This is a genomic window from Pseudoalteromonas sp. SWXJ133 (assembly GCF_015864365.1).
GTDB lineage: Bacteria > Pseudomonadota > Gammaproteobacteria > Enterobacterales > Alteromonadaceae > Pseudoalteromonas > Pseudoalteromonas arctica.
Genome location: NZ_JADYXJ010000009.1, coordinates 38,860 through 55,098, shown reverse-complemented (window position 1 = coordinate 55,098; position 16,239 = coordinate 38,860). Strand labels below are relative to the sequence as shown.

General features: G+C 38.7%; 8 protein-coding genes. All 8 read right to left on the bottom strand.

Going from position 1 to position 16,239, the window contains the following annotated elements:
- Positions 1-65: 65 nt before the first annotated feature.
- Positions 66-1,076, bottom strand: a complete 1,011-nt coding sequence (gene pyrD, locus I6F40_RS08995; RefSeq protein ID WP_010552659.1) for a quinone-dependent dihydroorotate dehydrogenase — start codon at positions 1,074-1,076, stop codon at positions 66-68.
- 120 nt (positions 1,077-1,196) lie between these two features.
- Positions 1,197-6,038, bottom strand: a complete 4,842-nt coding sequence (locus I6F40_RS08990) for an NAD-glutamate dehydrogenase (protein WP_197192784.1) — start codon at positions 6,036-6,038, stop codon at positions 1,197-1,199.
- Positions 6,039-6,246: 208 nt separating this feature from the next.
- Positions 6,247-8,568, bottom strand: a complete 2,322-nt coding sequence (locus tag I6F40_RS08985; RefSeq protein WP_197192783.1) for an efflux RND transporter permease subunit — start codon at positions 8,566-8,568, stop codon at positions 6,247-6,249.
- Positions 8,568-9,563, bottom strand: a complete 996-nt coding sequence (locus I6F40_RS08980; protein WP_007586906.1) for a WD40/YVTN/BNR-like repeat-containing protein — start codon at positions 9,561-9,563, stop codon at positions 8,568-8,570. The genes I6F40_RS08985 and I6F40_RS08980 overlap by 1 nt, the downstream gene beginning before the upstream one ends.
- Positions 9,564-9,689: 126 nt before the next feature.
- Complete coding sequence (locus I6F40_RS08975; RefSeq protein WP_024592567.1) at positions 9,690-11,054, bottom strand: DUF1329 domain-containing protein; 1,365 nt, start codon at positions 11,052-11,054, stop codon at positions 9,690-9,692.
- Between the two features lie 13 nt (positions 11,055-11,067).
- The gene (locus I6F40_RS08970) at positions 11,068-13,167 is read right to left on the bottom strand and encodes a DUF1302 domain-containing protein (protein ID WP_197192782.1); all 2,100 of its coding nucleotides are present in this window, start codon (positions 13,165-13,167) and stop codon (positions 11,068-11,070) included.
- 252 nt (positions 13,168-13,419) lie between these two features.
- Positions 13,420-13,641: a DUF2835 family protein gene (locus tag I6F40_RS08965; RefSeq protein WP_010552655.1), complete on the bottom strand. Its 222-nt coding sequence runs from the start codon at positions 13,639-13,641 to the stop codon at positions 13,420-13,422.
- Entirely contained in the window at positions 13,642-16,236 is a 2,595-nt protein-coding gene (pepN, locus tag I6F40_RS08960) for an aminopeptidase N (protein ID WP_197192781.1), read from the bottom strand.
- Between the last annotated feature and the right edge of the window lie 3 nt (positions 16,237-16,239).

The window sequence follows — 16,239 nt, the reverse complement described above, 5'->3', positions numbered from 1 at the left end:
TGACCACTTTTAAAATGTTTGCTTAGAACATTTAGCTAACGATCAAAAGCTTAGATAACTGATCCTTATAAGCCGTTAACGATCGACTTTACCAATTGTGGACCTTTGTAGATGAACCCAGTATAAACCTGAACTAAATTTGCGCCTGCATCTAACTTTTCTTTTGCAGATGTAGCATCATCAATACCGCCGACTCCGATGATTGGTAGCTTACCTTGTGTTAAGCGTTTTAGCTCACTTACTACCTCTGTAGAGCGCATTCTAACAGGGTGACCTGATAAACCGCCCGCCTCTTGTGCATATTGCTGCCCCATGACTGCGGCTCGCTCAAGCGTTGTGTTTGTGGCAATTACACCATCAATTTTATTATTTAAAAGTGACTCACTTACTTGCTCTATTTGTATTTGATCGAGATCCGGTGCAATTTTTACAAGCATAGGAACTTGCTTATTATGCTTTGCAATTAAATCTAACTGTTCATTTTTAAGACTTTGCAATAAATCATCAAGTGCAGCACCATATTGTAAATCACGAAGCCCTGGGGTATTTGGTGATGAAATATTTACCGTAATATATGAGGCATGCTCAAATACTTTACGCATACAATGAATGTAGTCATCTTTACCTTGCTCGTTAGGTGTATCTTTATTTTTACCAATATTGATACCGAGTATGCCACTGTACTTTGCTGCTTTTACATTTTCGACTAAATTATCAACACCTTTATTATTAAAACCCATACGGTTAATAATTGCGTTTGACTCTGGAAGTCTAAAAATACGTGGCTTGTCATTACCAACTTGAGGACGCGGTGTAACCGTTCCAACTTCAATAAAACCAAATCCCATTTGGCTAAATGCATCTATACATTCTGCATTTTTATCCAGGCCAGCGGCAAGCCCTACTGGATTTTTAAATTCAAGACCTAAAAAGTTTACGGGTTTATCTGAAACACTTTGTGACCAAGCTATATTTAGAGGCGTATTAGCAAAACGACGAAGATTATTAAGTGCAAACTCATGCGCCCACTCCGCATCACGGGTAAACATAAAACGGCGAGCTAAATCATAAAACATCAATATAATCCTCTTTTTAAATTTCAGACAAAAAAATACCTCAGACAAGGCTGAGGTATTGTATAACAATTTTAACAATCAGTTATTTATTTACTAAACAAATAACTGATTAAAGCTAAATTATTTTCCTGATGTATTGCAATTATGACTTAGTAGCATTAGTTCACGCAGTGCAACTGAGAACTTAGCAAAGTCATGGCTTTGTGATGTTTTAAACTCAGCCAACATTTGTTTCCAACGTTGAAGTAATAAATCTTGGCTATCCATCCACTCATCTATTTGACTATCAACATCGCTTTCATCACCTTCAAAGCTATTTAATACAACTTCAGACAATGTACGTTGTTGCCAATCAAGCTCTTCACGATAAGATGAACGAGCAAGTGCTTGCCAATGATTTGCTACTGGTTGCTTAGTTATTTGCTCTAAGAACCAATGCAGTCCCATTCGCGCACCTAGTTTAAAGTAAGTATTCGATACCATTGAAATATTTCTACCTGAACTATTAGCAACTTCTGCTAAATCCATCACAGAAAATAAGCTTGATAACGAGACAATACGATTAGCGATATCTGCTGGAACGCCCGCATCAATTAACTTATTAGCTTCAATTACAATGCGGTCATTTTCTTTTTCAATCATGTACGTATTTAAATTATCGCTTAAATCTTTAAACGTTGGAGCGAAGAATTCAATTCCCTGTTCAATCGTCTGAGACTTATTGCGATGACGTAAGAACCAACGTGTTGCACGGCGAACAGTACGACGAAGTTGGTAAAGCATTTCGGTCTGAACTGCTGCTGGTATTTTATTATCAAGTGCACTAATAGAAGACCATGTATCGCGCATTTCAAATATTTCGCTAGCAATTGAGTAACACATTGCAATCTCAGCTTCATTAGCACCAGTTTCTTCATGCATACGTACCATGAAGTTTAAGCCCATATCGTTAACGATGCTGTTAGCGAGCTTAGTTGCAATAATTTCTTTACGAAGCGGATGATTATTCATCGCATCATTAAATTTCTCACGCAATGGCCGTGGAAACGACTTGACAAGCAATTGACGGTAATACGGGTTTTCAGTAATTTCATCACTTACTAAAGACTCTTTTAATACCATTTTTGCATAAGACACTAACACTGAAAGCTCAGGACGGGTCAAATCTTTACCCGCTGCTGCGCGCTCTGCCAACTCTTCATCACTTGGAATAAACTCGATAGCACGGTTTAATTTACCATCTTTTTCAAGAGCATGGATGAAACGAATCTTCTCTTTAAGCGTCGAAGTGCCCTTAGATTGCGTAATTGAAATAGTATGAGTTTGGCGGTAACAGTCTTTTAATACTAATTCAGATACTTCATCAGTCATTGAATAAAGTAACTCATCACGTTGTTTACGTGTTAGATCACCTTCAGCTACTAGGCCATTAAGTAAAATCTTTATATTTACTTCGTTGTCAGAACACGCAACACCACCAACATTATCAATAAAGTCCGTGTTTACGCGGCCACCTTTACTAGCAAACTCAACGCGACCTAATTGAGTTACACCTAAGTTTCCGCCTTCACCTATGATTTTGGCGCCCAACTCTTTACCGTTGATACGTAACGCATCGTTCGCACGATCCCCTACATCAGCATCTGTTTCTTTAGAGTTCTTAATGTATGTACCAATACCACCATTCCACAATAAATCAAATTCCATCATTAATGAGGCTTTGATCAATTCGTTAGGCGTCATGCTTGCTTTTTTAGTGCCTAACATTTTTTTCATTTCAGGACTAAGCGTAATTGACTTAGCAGCACGAGAGAAAACCCCACCACCGGCGGAAATTAATTCTTTGCTGTAATCATCCCACGATGAACGCGGCATATTAAATAAACGTTCGCGCTCAGGGTAAGAAGTAGCAGCATCTGGGTTTGGATCAACAAAAATATGCATATGGTTAAAGGCAACTTGTAAACGAATATGCTTAGATAACAACATACCATTACCAAATACGTCACCCGCCATATCGCCAATTGCCACTGCTGTAAAGTCAGTCGTTTGACAATCGATGTCCATTTCACGGAAATGACGTTTAACTGATTCCCATGCACCTTTAGCTGTAATACCCATTTTCTTGTGATCGTAACCAACCGAGCCACCTGATGCGAATGCATCACCTAACCAGAAATTGTATTCATTAGCAATGCCGTTTGCGATATCAGAGAAAGTCGCGGTACCTTTATCGGCTGCAACTACTAAGTAAGCATCATCTTCATCGTGGCGAACAACATCACGAGCTGGCACTACTTCACCGCGCTCTATGTTATCTGTAATATCTAAAAGACCACGGATAAAGATTTTGTAACACTCTTGGCCTTCTTTGATAAACGCTTCGCGCTCACTAGGTAGTTGTTTACATACAAAACCACCTTTAGAACCAACTGGCACAATTACTGTATTTTTAACTTGTTGTGCTTTAACTAGGCCAAGTACTTCAGTACGGAAATCTTCACGACGGTCAGACCAACGCAGTCCACCACGCGCTACTTTACCGTAACGTAAATGCACACCTTCAACGCGCGGAGAGTATACAAAAATCTCAAACGCAGGAAGAGGAAGCGGTACATCCGGAATTAAACTAGGCTGTATTTTAAACGAAACATAAGACTTAAACTGACCTGCATCGTCTTTTTGGAAATAGTTAGTACGTAGCGTAGCAACAATCATATCTACGTATAAACGTATAATACGGTCATCATCAAGGTTTGCTACATTTTCGAGTTCTAAGTAAATTTGCGTACTTAACTTTTCAAGTGTTTTAGCACTTGCAGGGTTTTTAACCGAGAACTTTTTAGCAAATAAATTAACAATTTGCGCAGCAATATTTGGATAGTTAGCAAATGTGCTCTCAATGTAAGTTTGAGAGAACGTTACACCAATTTGGCGCATGTACTTAGCGTAAGCGCGTAAAATAGAGGCTTCACGGCCTGTTAGGCCACCTATTAACACTAAACGGTTAAAACCATCATTTTCAAGGCGGTTGCCCCAAACGTTTGTTAATGCAGCACGAAAACGTGCTGAAATTTTATCAAAATCTGCCATCCCTTTGCTATCAATAAGCATAGAGAAGTCCATAATCCAATTAATACGACCATCACTGGTTTTAACTGAATATGGTGTTTCACCAACAACTCGAAGGCCAAAGTTTTCAAGCATCGGCATAACATCAGATAAGTGAATTGGCTCATCTTTATGGAATAAGCTTAATCGTACAATATTACTGTTTGCTTCTTCTTGAGGACGGTAGAACAGCATTTCTAGCTTGTTTTCATCGCTAAGTAGTTCTAACTTTTCGATATCAACAACCGCTGCACTTGGAAGCACTTCGTCTTTGTATGAGCGTGCAAACGCATTACAGTATTTACGATTTAAATCGTTACCACGTGCTTCACCCGCAGACTCTAAAAGTGCAGATTGAAGTTTATCTTCCCACGTACGTGCAGCTTCTACTAAATTGTTTTCGATGTCTTTCACGTTATATTCGATCTTGTTGTCGGTCACACGAACGGTGTAATGAGTACGCGCCAGTGTTGACTCAGAGAAATAAGTAGTAAATTCGACTTTATCGTCAGAATTAAATGCATTAGCTAATATATCTTGCGTTTCACGACGAAGAGCCGTGTTATAGCGTTCGCGAGGAACATAAACCATGCAAGATAAAAAGCGACCATACGCATCTTTACGTACAAACAAGCGACACATATCGCGCTCTTGTACTTGTAAAACACCCATAGCAACTTCAAGTAGCTCACTTTCGCGCGCTTGAACTAGCTCATCACGTGGGTAGGTTTCTAAAATATTTAAAACAGCTTTGTAAGCGTGTGTACCTTTAGCAAAATCACACATTTCCATAATGCGGTTGATTTTACTTTTTAAAACAGGCACATCAGTAGCACTGTTATTGTAAAAGCTTGATGAGAACAAACCAATAAAGCGGTCTTCACCAATTACATTGCCTTCATCGTCAAAACGCTTAATACCTACGTAATCAATGTAAGCTGGACGGTGAACGCGAGAAACAGAGTTTGTTTTTGTCAAGATCAGTAGATTGCTGCTGCGGGCTTCTTGGCGAGCAACTTCTGGTAATTCTGATAATAATCGTGTGTGTTCTTCAGTAGAGTTTTTCATCAAGCCAAGGCTTGATTCCATTTTACCTTTTAATTGGTAATCACCTTGAACTGGGCTTAGCTCATATTCACGGTAACCCATTAGGGTAAAATTATCTTTCGCTAACCAATCTAAAAACTCAGTTGTTTCTGAAACTTCTTCTGTCGTTTTATTATGATGACGTTTAGGTAACTCTTTGGTTACTGCAATCAATTTTTTACGAATTGGCTGCCAATCATCAACAGCAACTGATACATCAACAAGAACCGACTCTAACTCTTTCTTGAAAGACTCAATCACAGAAGAATCTGTTTGACGGTCAATTTCAATAAAAAATACTGTTTTAGTAGATGAGGATTCTTGCTCTGCTTTTAAATTTGATAATCCAGAAATTTTAGCGTTTTCATCGCGCTTAATTTTTAATGGGCAGTGAAGTAATAAGTGAGAGGCGATATTTTCACGAGTCATGGCCATACGAACAGAATCAACTAAAAACGGCATGTCTTTAGTAATAATCTCTACGATTGTATGTGATGACTGCCAGCCATCTTTTGCCACTTCAGGGTTGAAAACGCGGATAACAGCGTCGTCGGTAGTATTTTTTTCTAGCGAGTTCCAAAGGCTTAATGCTGCGCCATATAGGTCACTATCGTTGCGGTTTGCCAAATCCTCTTTAGACATATTGCTGTACAAGGCTTTGGCGAATTTCTCAACGAGTAACACATTATCAGCGCGAACTTTTTTCTGGATCAGCTTACAGACATTATCTAGGATAACCGAGGCTTGGCCTTCATTTCGTGTCATTGTATGTTCCTTAATCTATTACTGCTCAGGAGCAGGAATTTGTACAGCTATTCATTAGCGTGGAGTCAACCAAATTCTAACCCTTTTACAGTTAATAAACAGCCCTTTCGATGAAAACATTTTAAGCATTTCAGCTATTTGGTCATCTATTCACAAATTGTAGATATAAATGGCCTTTACAGGCCATTTAGGAGCAAAATTATTCACATTATTTTTTCTGGTCTGTCCAGAGAAGGCTGCCAATAGCGGGTAATAACAATAACGCACCTAACATATTTACTAAAAACATGAAGGTTAACAGTATACCCATATCAACTTGGAATTTAAGATCTGAGAATATCCACGTACTCACACCAATCGCAAGTGTAATACCGGTAAATAGAACCGCACTTCCACGTTCAACAAGCGCATTTCGATAAGCAACACTTAATGGTACATTTTGCTTAAGCTGCCCCATCATCGACGACAGTATATAAATGCCGTAATCGACCCCAATACCCACTCCTAGAGCAATAACTGGCAAAGTAGAAACGGTTAAGCCTATTTCTAATTGCACCATAAGTGCTTGTGCCAGTGTTGATACGATATAAAGCGGCAATACCACAGCAATCGTTGCTTTTACGCTTCTAAAGCTCATTAAACATAAAATGATAACGGCACCATAAACATAAAGCATCATTGGTATTTGCGCTTCTGCAACTGACTCATTAGTCGCGGCCATTACGCCAACAGGTCCTGACGCTAATTTAAATGCTAATTTATCAGTGCCCTCTTCTTGCGCAAATTGCTTAACACTCTTAATTACAGTATCGATAGTTTGTGCTTTATGATCATCTAAAAATATAATCACTGGCATAACTGAACAATCACCGTTAAGTAAACCTGTACTAGTTTCAACTCGAGACGTTGACTGTACTAAACTTGCTGAATTTCGTGGCAAGCTTTGCCATTTCAAATTGCCTTCGTTGTAGCCTGCGTTAACCGATTGAGCTACAGAGCTCAAACTTACAGCAGACTGCACACCTGCTACATTCTCTACTTTGTACTGAAAACGGCTTATACGCTCCATCACATCATGCTCAGTACATGCTGCAGGATACGCTTCTACAATTACCTTTAAGATATCAGACGAGATAGTGTACTTGTCTGATATTAAAAACGTGTCTTGGTTATAACGGGCATCTTGATGCAGTGATGGCGCGCCTGCATGTAAGTCACCTATACGCATTTTATCTGCTTGCCAGTAGCCTAAAGCAAATAGAACAAGTGTAAAACCAATAATGATTTTAGCTACTTTAGGATCAGTCGCTTTAACAAGTAAGTCGCGGATTTTATCGAGCATGTTTGGTTTTGCTGCATCACCAGATTGAATATGTACACTGTTTTCAAAGTTCATATACGAAGCCCAAACTGGCAATAAAATTAAATTAGTAAATATAATTACTGCTACACCTAAACTCGCTGTAATGGCAAGTTCACGGATAATACCAATATCGATGGTAAGTAATGTTAAGAAGCCTACGGTGTCTGAAAGCAGTGCAATACCGCCTGGCACTAATAAAGCCCTAAAACTTGACTGACAACAAATACGTGTTGTTTTACCTTCACCTACTTTTTTACCAATCGCATTTATCATCTGCACACCATGGCTTACACCAATAGCAAATACTAAAAACGGTACCAAAATAGACATAGGGTCAAGGCCAAAACCTAAACTTGAAAGCAGGCCTAATTGCCAAATAACAGCAATAATGGAACATGCGATAGGCAAAATAGTCAGCTTTAAACTGCCACAAAATAGCCAAACCATAATAAAGGTAAAAGCGATAGCAATGGCAAAAAATACAACCACCCCTTTTGCGCCTTCAGCTATATCACCAGCCATTTTTGCAAAGCCAATAATATGAATACTTACTTTGTCTGTACTTAAAGGCTCTCTTAAATCACTTTCTAGCTTTTGTGCAAAAGCTAATGTGTCTAAATTTTGTTGTGTTTGAGGATCAGTTTCTAAAAGTTGAGCAGTTACCATTGCACACGAATAATCGCTGGCAATCATACGTCCTACAACTTTTGCTTTTTCAATGTTTTCCTTTACTACACCTAAACCACGCTTATCTGCTTTAAAGTTAGCAGGAATAATTGGGCCACCGGCAAAGCCATCCTCCACTACTTCAACAAAACGAGCACTGGGTGAAAATATTGAGTTAACTAATGGACGATTTACGCCAGGAATGAAATAAAGCTGATCGTGAACCGCTTTTAATTGGGTAAAGAACTCTGGATTAAATATATCACCACTATCATCACACACTGAAATCAAAATACTGTTTGCACCACCAAACTGCTTTTCATGCTTGGTATACACTTTCATATAATCGTGGTTTAACGGGATATTTTTATTAAACGATGCATCTAATTGAATTTGAGTCGCTTTGAATACAAGTAAACAAGTTATAAGTGCAAAACTTATAAGCATAATTAAGCGATGTCTAAAAATCGCCTTTTCAATAAAATCGAGTAGTTTATGCATTAAGGGGTTAACTCCTTCACTTTAATGCCATCTTCTGTAGCCATAATCAGCCTGTTATCTAAAATTACACCATCAAGAATCGCTTTACCGTCAGCAAGCTGCTCATGGGTGAGTAACCCATCTTGAAGATGAAAAATAACGCCACTATTGGCAAGCATAAGCCATTGTTTGTTATTATAATTAATAATGTTGTTAATCGTCGCTGTTTTTACATTTTCGAAATGCTGCCACTGCTGTTCACCATTTTGCTTTGCAAAAACATTACCTCGAAGCCCTGCCACAATTTCTTGTGTGCTATCTGATGCAACAGCAAAGAATGAACCAGGATAAATTTCTTCTATCCTTTGCCAAGTTTGACCATCATCAATGCTTCTGGCCATCAAGCCCATCTCACCAACCAGCATTAAACCATTATCTGTTTTTTCGATTCGATTAAAGTGCGGTAAAATTGAAGCAGTTTCGGCTTCGTATCCTTCAGGATCATTTTCTTTTAAATCGTTCAAGTAATCACGATCATCACTAAATAATAGCGAATCTAAAAAGCGTTTTTGCCAATGTTTACCACCATCGGTGGTTTGATAAAACATACCATATGCGCCCACTGCAAAACCTTTTAAATCATCTTCAAATAGAATATCTAAACATGGTTTGTCTAATTTTGGTTGTGCTTGTTGTAGTTGCCAATTAACACCACCGTCAGTAGTATTTATTATTGTTGCATCGTGGCCACACGCCCATCCATTATTTTCATTACTAAAATCAACGGCAGTTAATAGCACTTGAGTTGGGACTAGCTCAGCTTGTTGCCATTTATCACCCGAGATACTTTTAATAACAGTACCGTGTTTACCTACTGCAATTAGACCATTGCCTGTGTTGGTTATGTCGGTGAGTAAGGTTTTAGCTGCATTTGTTGCACTGATTGCATTGTTAGGGGCTTCTTGTGCAACACTCGCACCGCTTATTATCAGGCTGGCATATACCAAATACTTCATAAATTTTAATCGCCTTGTACGAGAGAGTTGTTTGTCTTTTTACTGGGGAAAGCGTTGCGCGCTGTAAGACAAACGCGATGAGAAAGGAAAAGGCACTTAACAAATTGTTAAGTGCCTAGTTTAATACTATCTACCTGCGCGACGTAAAGCGCTTGAAGTAAATTCGTTATCGTTAAATGACTGTGAAAAATCGTACATTTTTTCTTGGTTATCTAAACCAATTGCTAAATAACGACGAGAATTCAAATCATGATAAACCTCAAGCGTACTCCACTGTGTAGGTACTTCGTAGTAGTTAAGGCCATAAGCCATTGCTACACGGTAAAGTTGGTCGCGGTTATCATAAATATCAGTAACCTGTACTTGCCAGCTATCTTCATCGATGTAAAACACACGTTTTTTATAGATATGACGTGTATCATCTTTTAAGTTAGCTTCAACAACCCAAACACGGTGTTTTTCGTAACGTGTATGTTCTGGGTTAATATGGCCAGGCATTAAAATATCATCGTACTCTAGCTTATCACTATGAAGTTTATAGCTGTTGTAAGGTATATATAACTCTTGCTTGCCTTTTAGTGTCCAGTTGTAACGATTTGGCGAGCCATTAAACATATCAAAATCATCGGTAGTACGCAGGCTATCTGCAGCTGTGCCTGGTGCATCATATGCAACATTAGGTGCACGACGAACACGACGTTGTCCCGAGTTATAAGTCCATGCTTGGCGCGGCGTTAATATTTGATCCATTGTTTCATGAACTAATAATGCAGTACCCGCTAAACGAGCCGGTTCTGTAACGCTTTGTTTAAACTTAAACAAAATATTTGAGTCTTGCAGCTCTGCTGGTGTTGCACTAGGGTCTGAGTATTTAACTAATAACTGCTCATCAAAGCCAACATAGTTATAAGAACCAGATGCAGTCGGTGCAGCTTGACCACCAAAACGCTCAATAGACTGGCCACGGTAACGTAATAAGTGATTCCAAATTGCCTCTAAACCCGTTTTAGGAATAGGGAAAGGAATACCAATCGCCGTATTTTTAATACCGTTACCGCCTTCAATTAATTCCGCAGTTGGTGCAAACTTTTTAGTCGCATCATATACAAACTGAGGGTAAGACGCAGAACGACGTGTTTCATACACTGGCATTTTAAATGTGTCTGGATATGCTTCAAATAAAGCGATTTGACCCGGACTTAAATTAGCTTTGTACTTTTCAATATTACTTTTATCAATAGTGAAAAGCACTTTATCAGCTGTAAATGGGTCAAGGTGATGCATACCAGCTTCATAACCTGCTGGTGCAGAAGTAATGCCATTATTCCATGCTGGAATAGAGCCATCAGCATTAGCTGCTTTTTCTGCGCCCATTGGCGTTAAGTTTTGACCTAATTGAGCAACTTCATCAGCGTTTAATTTAGCTAAAGCTGCGCTGCTTGCAAACAAGCTACAAAAAGCTGTAGCGATGAGGGTAGGTTTTTTAATCATAATAATGTTACCCCTAAATAGAATATTTTAAGTTAAAAGAAACGTAATCGCGATCTGAGAAAGTATTAATATCGCCGCCGCCCCAAAACGAGTTATAGCTCACATCAAGTGACCACGCATTTTGGTAGTTAAAGTTCATGGTTGCACCTAAAGATTTACGATCTTCGATAAATAAGAACATAGGATCTGGTGTATTACCATTTACGTCATGAGAAAATACAAAACGTGGAGAGAAGTTAATACCTTTGTAAAGGTTAAAATAATCACCTTTAGCAATTAGGCGGTAACCCCAAGAAGATGCTGTGGCGAATGATTTTTCTTCAGCGCCATTTGATAAACCAAGTTGCAATGTTGAATAATCAGTAGTACCTGGGCCTGTAATTGTGCCACTACGGCCAGTACCGGATACATTTAAACGCATTTCGTCATATTCTGGCATGTTATGAATTTTTACAGCACCCACTTCACCAACAACAGCCCAACTATCAGCCCCTAATGAAGGTCCAAATAAGTGAGTAGCCGTAAATTGAATTTGCGATGTATCACGTTCAATATAGCCTTGAGCAACTTCACCCGCACCAACAGAACTAATATCATCGCCAAAACTCATTTGCGAAATACCTGCAAAATCAGGACGAAGACCTGCAAGAGCTAACTGCTCAGGCATAGCTGTATAAAGTAACTCTACATCATCAATTTGCAGTGGTTCATCTTGGCGAAACGCAAATTCACCTGCAAAGGCTGTTTCACCAATAGTCGTGTTAAAACTTAAACCATATAGTTTAATATCTTCAGGATAGTCATTTTCAGCTTTTGAGAAAGCGGCTAAATCAGCAACATTATCTGACGTGATTTCTGTTGTCATGATCATTGCTAAATCTTGAGCAATTGCTGCCTGTGAAAAGTTTGATACACGACCAGATATAAGCGGACGACGACTGTGGTAGTTCACGTGGTATAACGCAATTTCAGTATCATTAAATTCAGGTAAAAATATACCTAAACGTAAACCGTACTGGCCGCCATCTTCAGGTTCTGTTTTACCATTATCCCCTTTGCCTTTTAATGCAACCTTAGTTGGGTAAGCAAGATACATTTGGGCTAATAAAGCGCTTCCTTCAGCACTTGAAGGATCAATACCTTGAGCAGCTGCTGCTAATGCAAAATCAGATGTTAGGTTATTTAAACTATCCGTTAAAAAAGCAACATCAATATCAGGATTAGACGTAAAGCCTAATTGAACATTCTGCTGATAACCATTTTCTGCTGCAAAGTCATTAGTAGAAAAGTATGTACCTGCTGCTGGTAAACGTGTTTCTTGCCATTGATATTGGTAGAAACCTTCAAGCGTAATATTCTCAGTAATTCCGAGCGATGCCCAAAGCATACCGATTGGTATAAATGCTTCTTTTAGCTCAGCGCCAGGTGCTTTTAATCGATCTATATCAACTGGGTTTACGTTAATACCATGAGATATAAGCGTACTTTCACCCCAGTTAACTACTTGCTGGCCTAAACGGACAGATAAAGGGTTATTACCATCATTTAAATCAAAATCGGCCCATACAAACGCGTCTAATAAACGTATGTCGGCACAACTTTGTGCTTTGGTGTCTTTATCGTCACATGGATTAACACCCTGCCCTGATGTAGGATTTGAATATGCATGATTGCCATCCATCAACGCAAAGTCATAAAAATACATGAAGCGAGTGAACAAACCGTAGTTATCTTTATTTATTGAAAGGTCGTGTGTGCCCTTCAATAGTTTTGAGAAGGAGTCACCACTATCAAAATTTAAATTACCCGCATCACCATTGTTTGAGTAAGAGCCCGGTTGTGCCCATACATCTTGTGATGAGTAAATAGTATTACTTAGCGCTGGGTTGTATCCTGTCCAATCAAATGCTGGGTTATTACTTTTGCCAATTAGGTTAAAGTCTCTGTCTTCTACACGAACACTTTGCCCATATGAAAAGGTTGAATCGAAGGTAATATCAAAACCTCCAGCTTCAAATGTTACAGCTTGAGTACTTGCTGCAGATAAACCTAAACTAGCGGCTGCTAAACCTATAGCGATTCTATTTTTAACAAAAAGCGATCTTCTTATCATTTTGGTTCCCCCCTGTCGCGGGTCATTTTGTGTGATCAAGTTATTGTTTTTAGTGTAATCATAACGATAGAAGCGAATCAGTAAAATTACAAATACTCGCTCTAATCTGTCATATACTTCTTATTCTGGTTAACGCTTACGTATTGGTAAGACGTCGTACCAGATAATTTATACACGTAATTTAACAATAGGACAAATTGAAATTAACAAAAATACAATATTTTTATGTATATATAACATAAAAACCGAGTGTCAGGCCACTCGCTCTAGGCGGATGAACTTGTTTTCGGGGGTTAATAAGAGTCTAAAACGGCCACGTACACCCAAGCTCGAAATGAAGGGCCTCAAATGCGTAGCAGCAAAACGAATTGTTTTACCGCCATCCTCTACAACTTGTAAAGAGCTAAAACGGCCATGGTAGTAATCCATGCACTCGTTATAGCTCAATCTTAAGGTAAAATAATACTCAATCATTTATGCGAGCGCTTTTTCAACCTTTTCATACAAGTCAGCACTTAGGCCATCTAAGTTGGCTAAGCGTTGTAATTGCAGCTTCATTGCTTGTGAGCGTACATCATCGTAACGCTTCCACGACATAAACGGTGTTAACATACGAGATGCATTTTGTGGATTAATTGCATTAAGTTTTATTAATAAATCACCTAATAACGCATAGCCTTGAGCATCTGCTCGATGAAATTGTGCTGTATTAAAGTGGCTAAAACTTCCTACAAGTGCACGTACACGGTTAGGATTTGAAAAATCAAAACACGGGTGTTCGTAAAGTGCCTTAATATCATCTATAGCAGTACTGCCTGATTGCATAGCTTGTAGTGCAAACCACTTATCCATGACTAAAACATCATGACGCCACTGACTATCAAAATGACTCAAAAGCTCATCTCTAACAGGGTGTGAAGCTTTTACCACAGCGCTTAAGGCACCAAGTACATTAGTCATATTAGTCGAGCTTGCAGCTTCTTGAATAAAGGTTACAGCTTCTGGACTTTGTGTTTTAGCAAGGTAGTGCAGACATATTTGCTTTAAAGCACGATTCGCAACAGCGCTTGCACTTATACTGCCATCATCTTCAAGAGATTCGTAACAACTAAGCAGCTCATCAGCAAGTTCATCAGCAATTTGTTGCTCAAACTTTTCTGTTATTTCAATAATGTCATCTACAGGTATTACATCAAATTCAGCAGCTAACGTGTCAAAACTCGGCAATTTAAACAGCTCTGCAATTAAAGCTAAATCGCCCTCTTTGGTGTTTATAAGTACACGTAGCGCATTTATAATTTCGCTGCTTAATACGCTATTCGTTGCATCGGTGATTTGAGATTTAATCGCCTTAATGAATAGCTGCTGTTGTGCATCCCAACGTGAAAAATCACTGCGCGCAAAACGCATAATATGCAATAGTTCGGGCTCTGTTGTTTGCTGGTTTAAAATACAAGGTGCAGAAAAGTCTTCTAGCAAAACCGCAACAGGCTTTTCTAAAATATTATCAAAGCTAAATATTTGAGTCGCATTAGTTACATCGAGTACATGATCTAGCTTTTTACCTTTATATTGCAGAGCAATACTTTGTCCATTGGCATCAAGTAGTTCAATAGCAAAAGGTATATGAAGCTTTTTATTCTCTGGCTGATTAGCTGGCGCTGTTTGCTCGATTGTCAAAGTGTATGTATTTGAGCTACTATCAAATTCTTGAATTGCATTTAAACGCGGTGTACCTGATTGGCTGTACCATTGTTTAAATTGCTCTAAATCAACACCTGATGCATCGCTCATCGCACTTACAAAGTCATCACATGTAACTGCTTGCCCATCGTGGCGCTCAAAGTAAAGCGTCATCCCTTTTTGAAAATTAGTTTCACCCAGTAATGTGTGCATCATACGGATAACTTCGGCACCTTTATCGTATACAGTTACTGTATAAAAGTTATTCATTTCAATAACTTTCTCAGGGCGAATTGGGTGAGCCATAGGGCCTGCATCTTCGCTAAACTGATGCGTACGCATAACTTTGACCGCATCAATTCGGTTAAGTGCACGAGAGCCTAAATCACTACTGAACTCTTGGTCTCTAAATACAGTTAACCCTTCTTTTAGCGATAACTGAAACCAATCTCTACAAGTAACTCGGTTACCTGTCCAGTTATGAAAGTACTCATGCCCTACAATGGATTCAATCGTATGGTAGTCTTTATCTGTGGCTGTTTCTTGATTAGCTAATACGCATTTACTATTAAAAACGTTTAGCCCTTTATTTTCCATCGCGCCCATGTTGAAAAAATCGACGGCTACAATCATATAAATATCAAGGTCATACTCTAAATTAAAGCGTTCTTCATCCCACTGCATTGCCTTTTTGAGTGAGGCAATAGCATGAGGAGTTTTAGATAAATTACCTTTATCAACAAACAATGCTAATTCTACATTTCTGCCGCTTTTAGTCGTGTACGTATCTTTTAAAACATCAAAATCGCCCGCTACAAGTGCAAATAAATAGCTCGGCTTTTTAAATGGGTCTTGCCATTTAACAAAATGACGACCATCTTGTGTTTCACCACTGTCTACTTGATTACCATTAGAAAGAAGTTGTAGATACTTTTTATCGGCAATAATAGTTACATCAAACGTGGCAAGTACATCAGGGCGATCCATGTAATAGGTGATCTTTCTAAAACCCTGCGCTTCACACTGCGTGCAATACGCGCCACCTGATAAATACAAACCCTCTAAAGAAGTATTCGTCTCAGGCGATATCTCGGTCACAATACTTAATTGACAACTATCCGGTAGGTTATTAATTATTAGCTGCTCGCCAATAATTTCATAATCAGTTATATCAACCGTATCAATAGATAAAGACAGTAAGCGTAAATCAATACCATCAAGCACTAAAGGTGCTTTTTTATCACCAACACGCGTAAGCGTTAGCAAAGAGCTTACTTTGGTTGATAATGGCTGTAAGTCAAAGGTTAGCTCTGTGTGGTCAATTAAAAAATCAGGAGCTTTATAGTCTTTAAGATATTGTGCTTGAGGTTTACTTGATTCAGTCATAGA

Excerpts from the sequence above, each read along its gene's own strand:
- pyrD (WP_010552659.1), bottom strand. The coding sequence starts at position 1,076 with ATGTTTTATGATTTAGCTCGCCGTTTTATGTTTACCCGTGATGCGGAG.
- I6F40_RS08990 (WP_197192784.1), bottom strand. The coding sequence starts at position 6,038 with ATGACACGAAATGAAGGCCAAGCCTCGGTTATCCTAGATAATGTCTGT.
- I6F40_RS08985 (WP_197192783.1), bottom strand. The coding sequence starts at position 8,568 with ATGCATAAACTACTCGATTTTATTGAAAAGGCGATTTTTAGACATCGC.
- I6F40_RS08980 (WP_007586906.1), bottom strand. The coding sequence starts at position 9,563 with ATGAAGTATTTGGTATATGCCAGCCTGATAATAAGCGGTGCGAGTGTT.
- I6F40_RS08975 (WP_024592567.1), bottom strand. The coding sequence starts at position 11,054 with ATGATTAAAAAACCTACCCTCATCGCTACAGCTTTTTGTAGCTTGTTT.
- I6F40_RS08970 (WP_197192782.1), bottom strand. The coding sequence starts at position 13,167 with ATGATAAGAAGATCGCTTTTTGTTAAAAATAGAATCGCTATAGGTTTA.
- I6F40_RS08965 (WP_010552655.1), bottom strand. The coding sequence starts at position 13,641 with ATGATTGAGTATTATTTTACCTTAAGATTGAGCTATAACGAGTGCATG.
- pepN (WP_197192781.1), bottom strand. The coding sequence starts at position 16,236 with ATGACTGAATCAAGTAAACCTCAAGCACAATATCTTAAAGACTATAAA.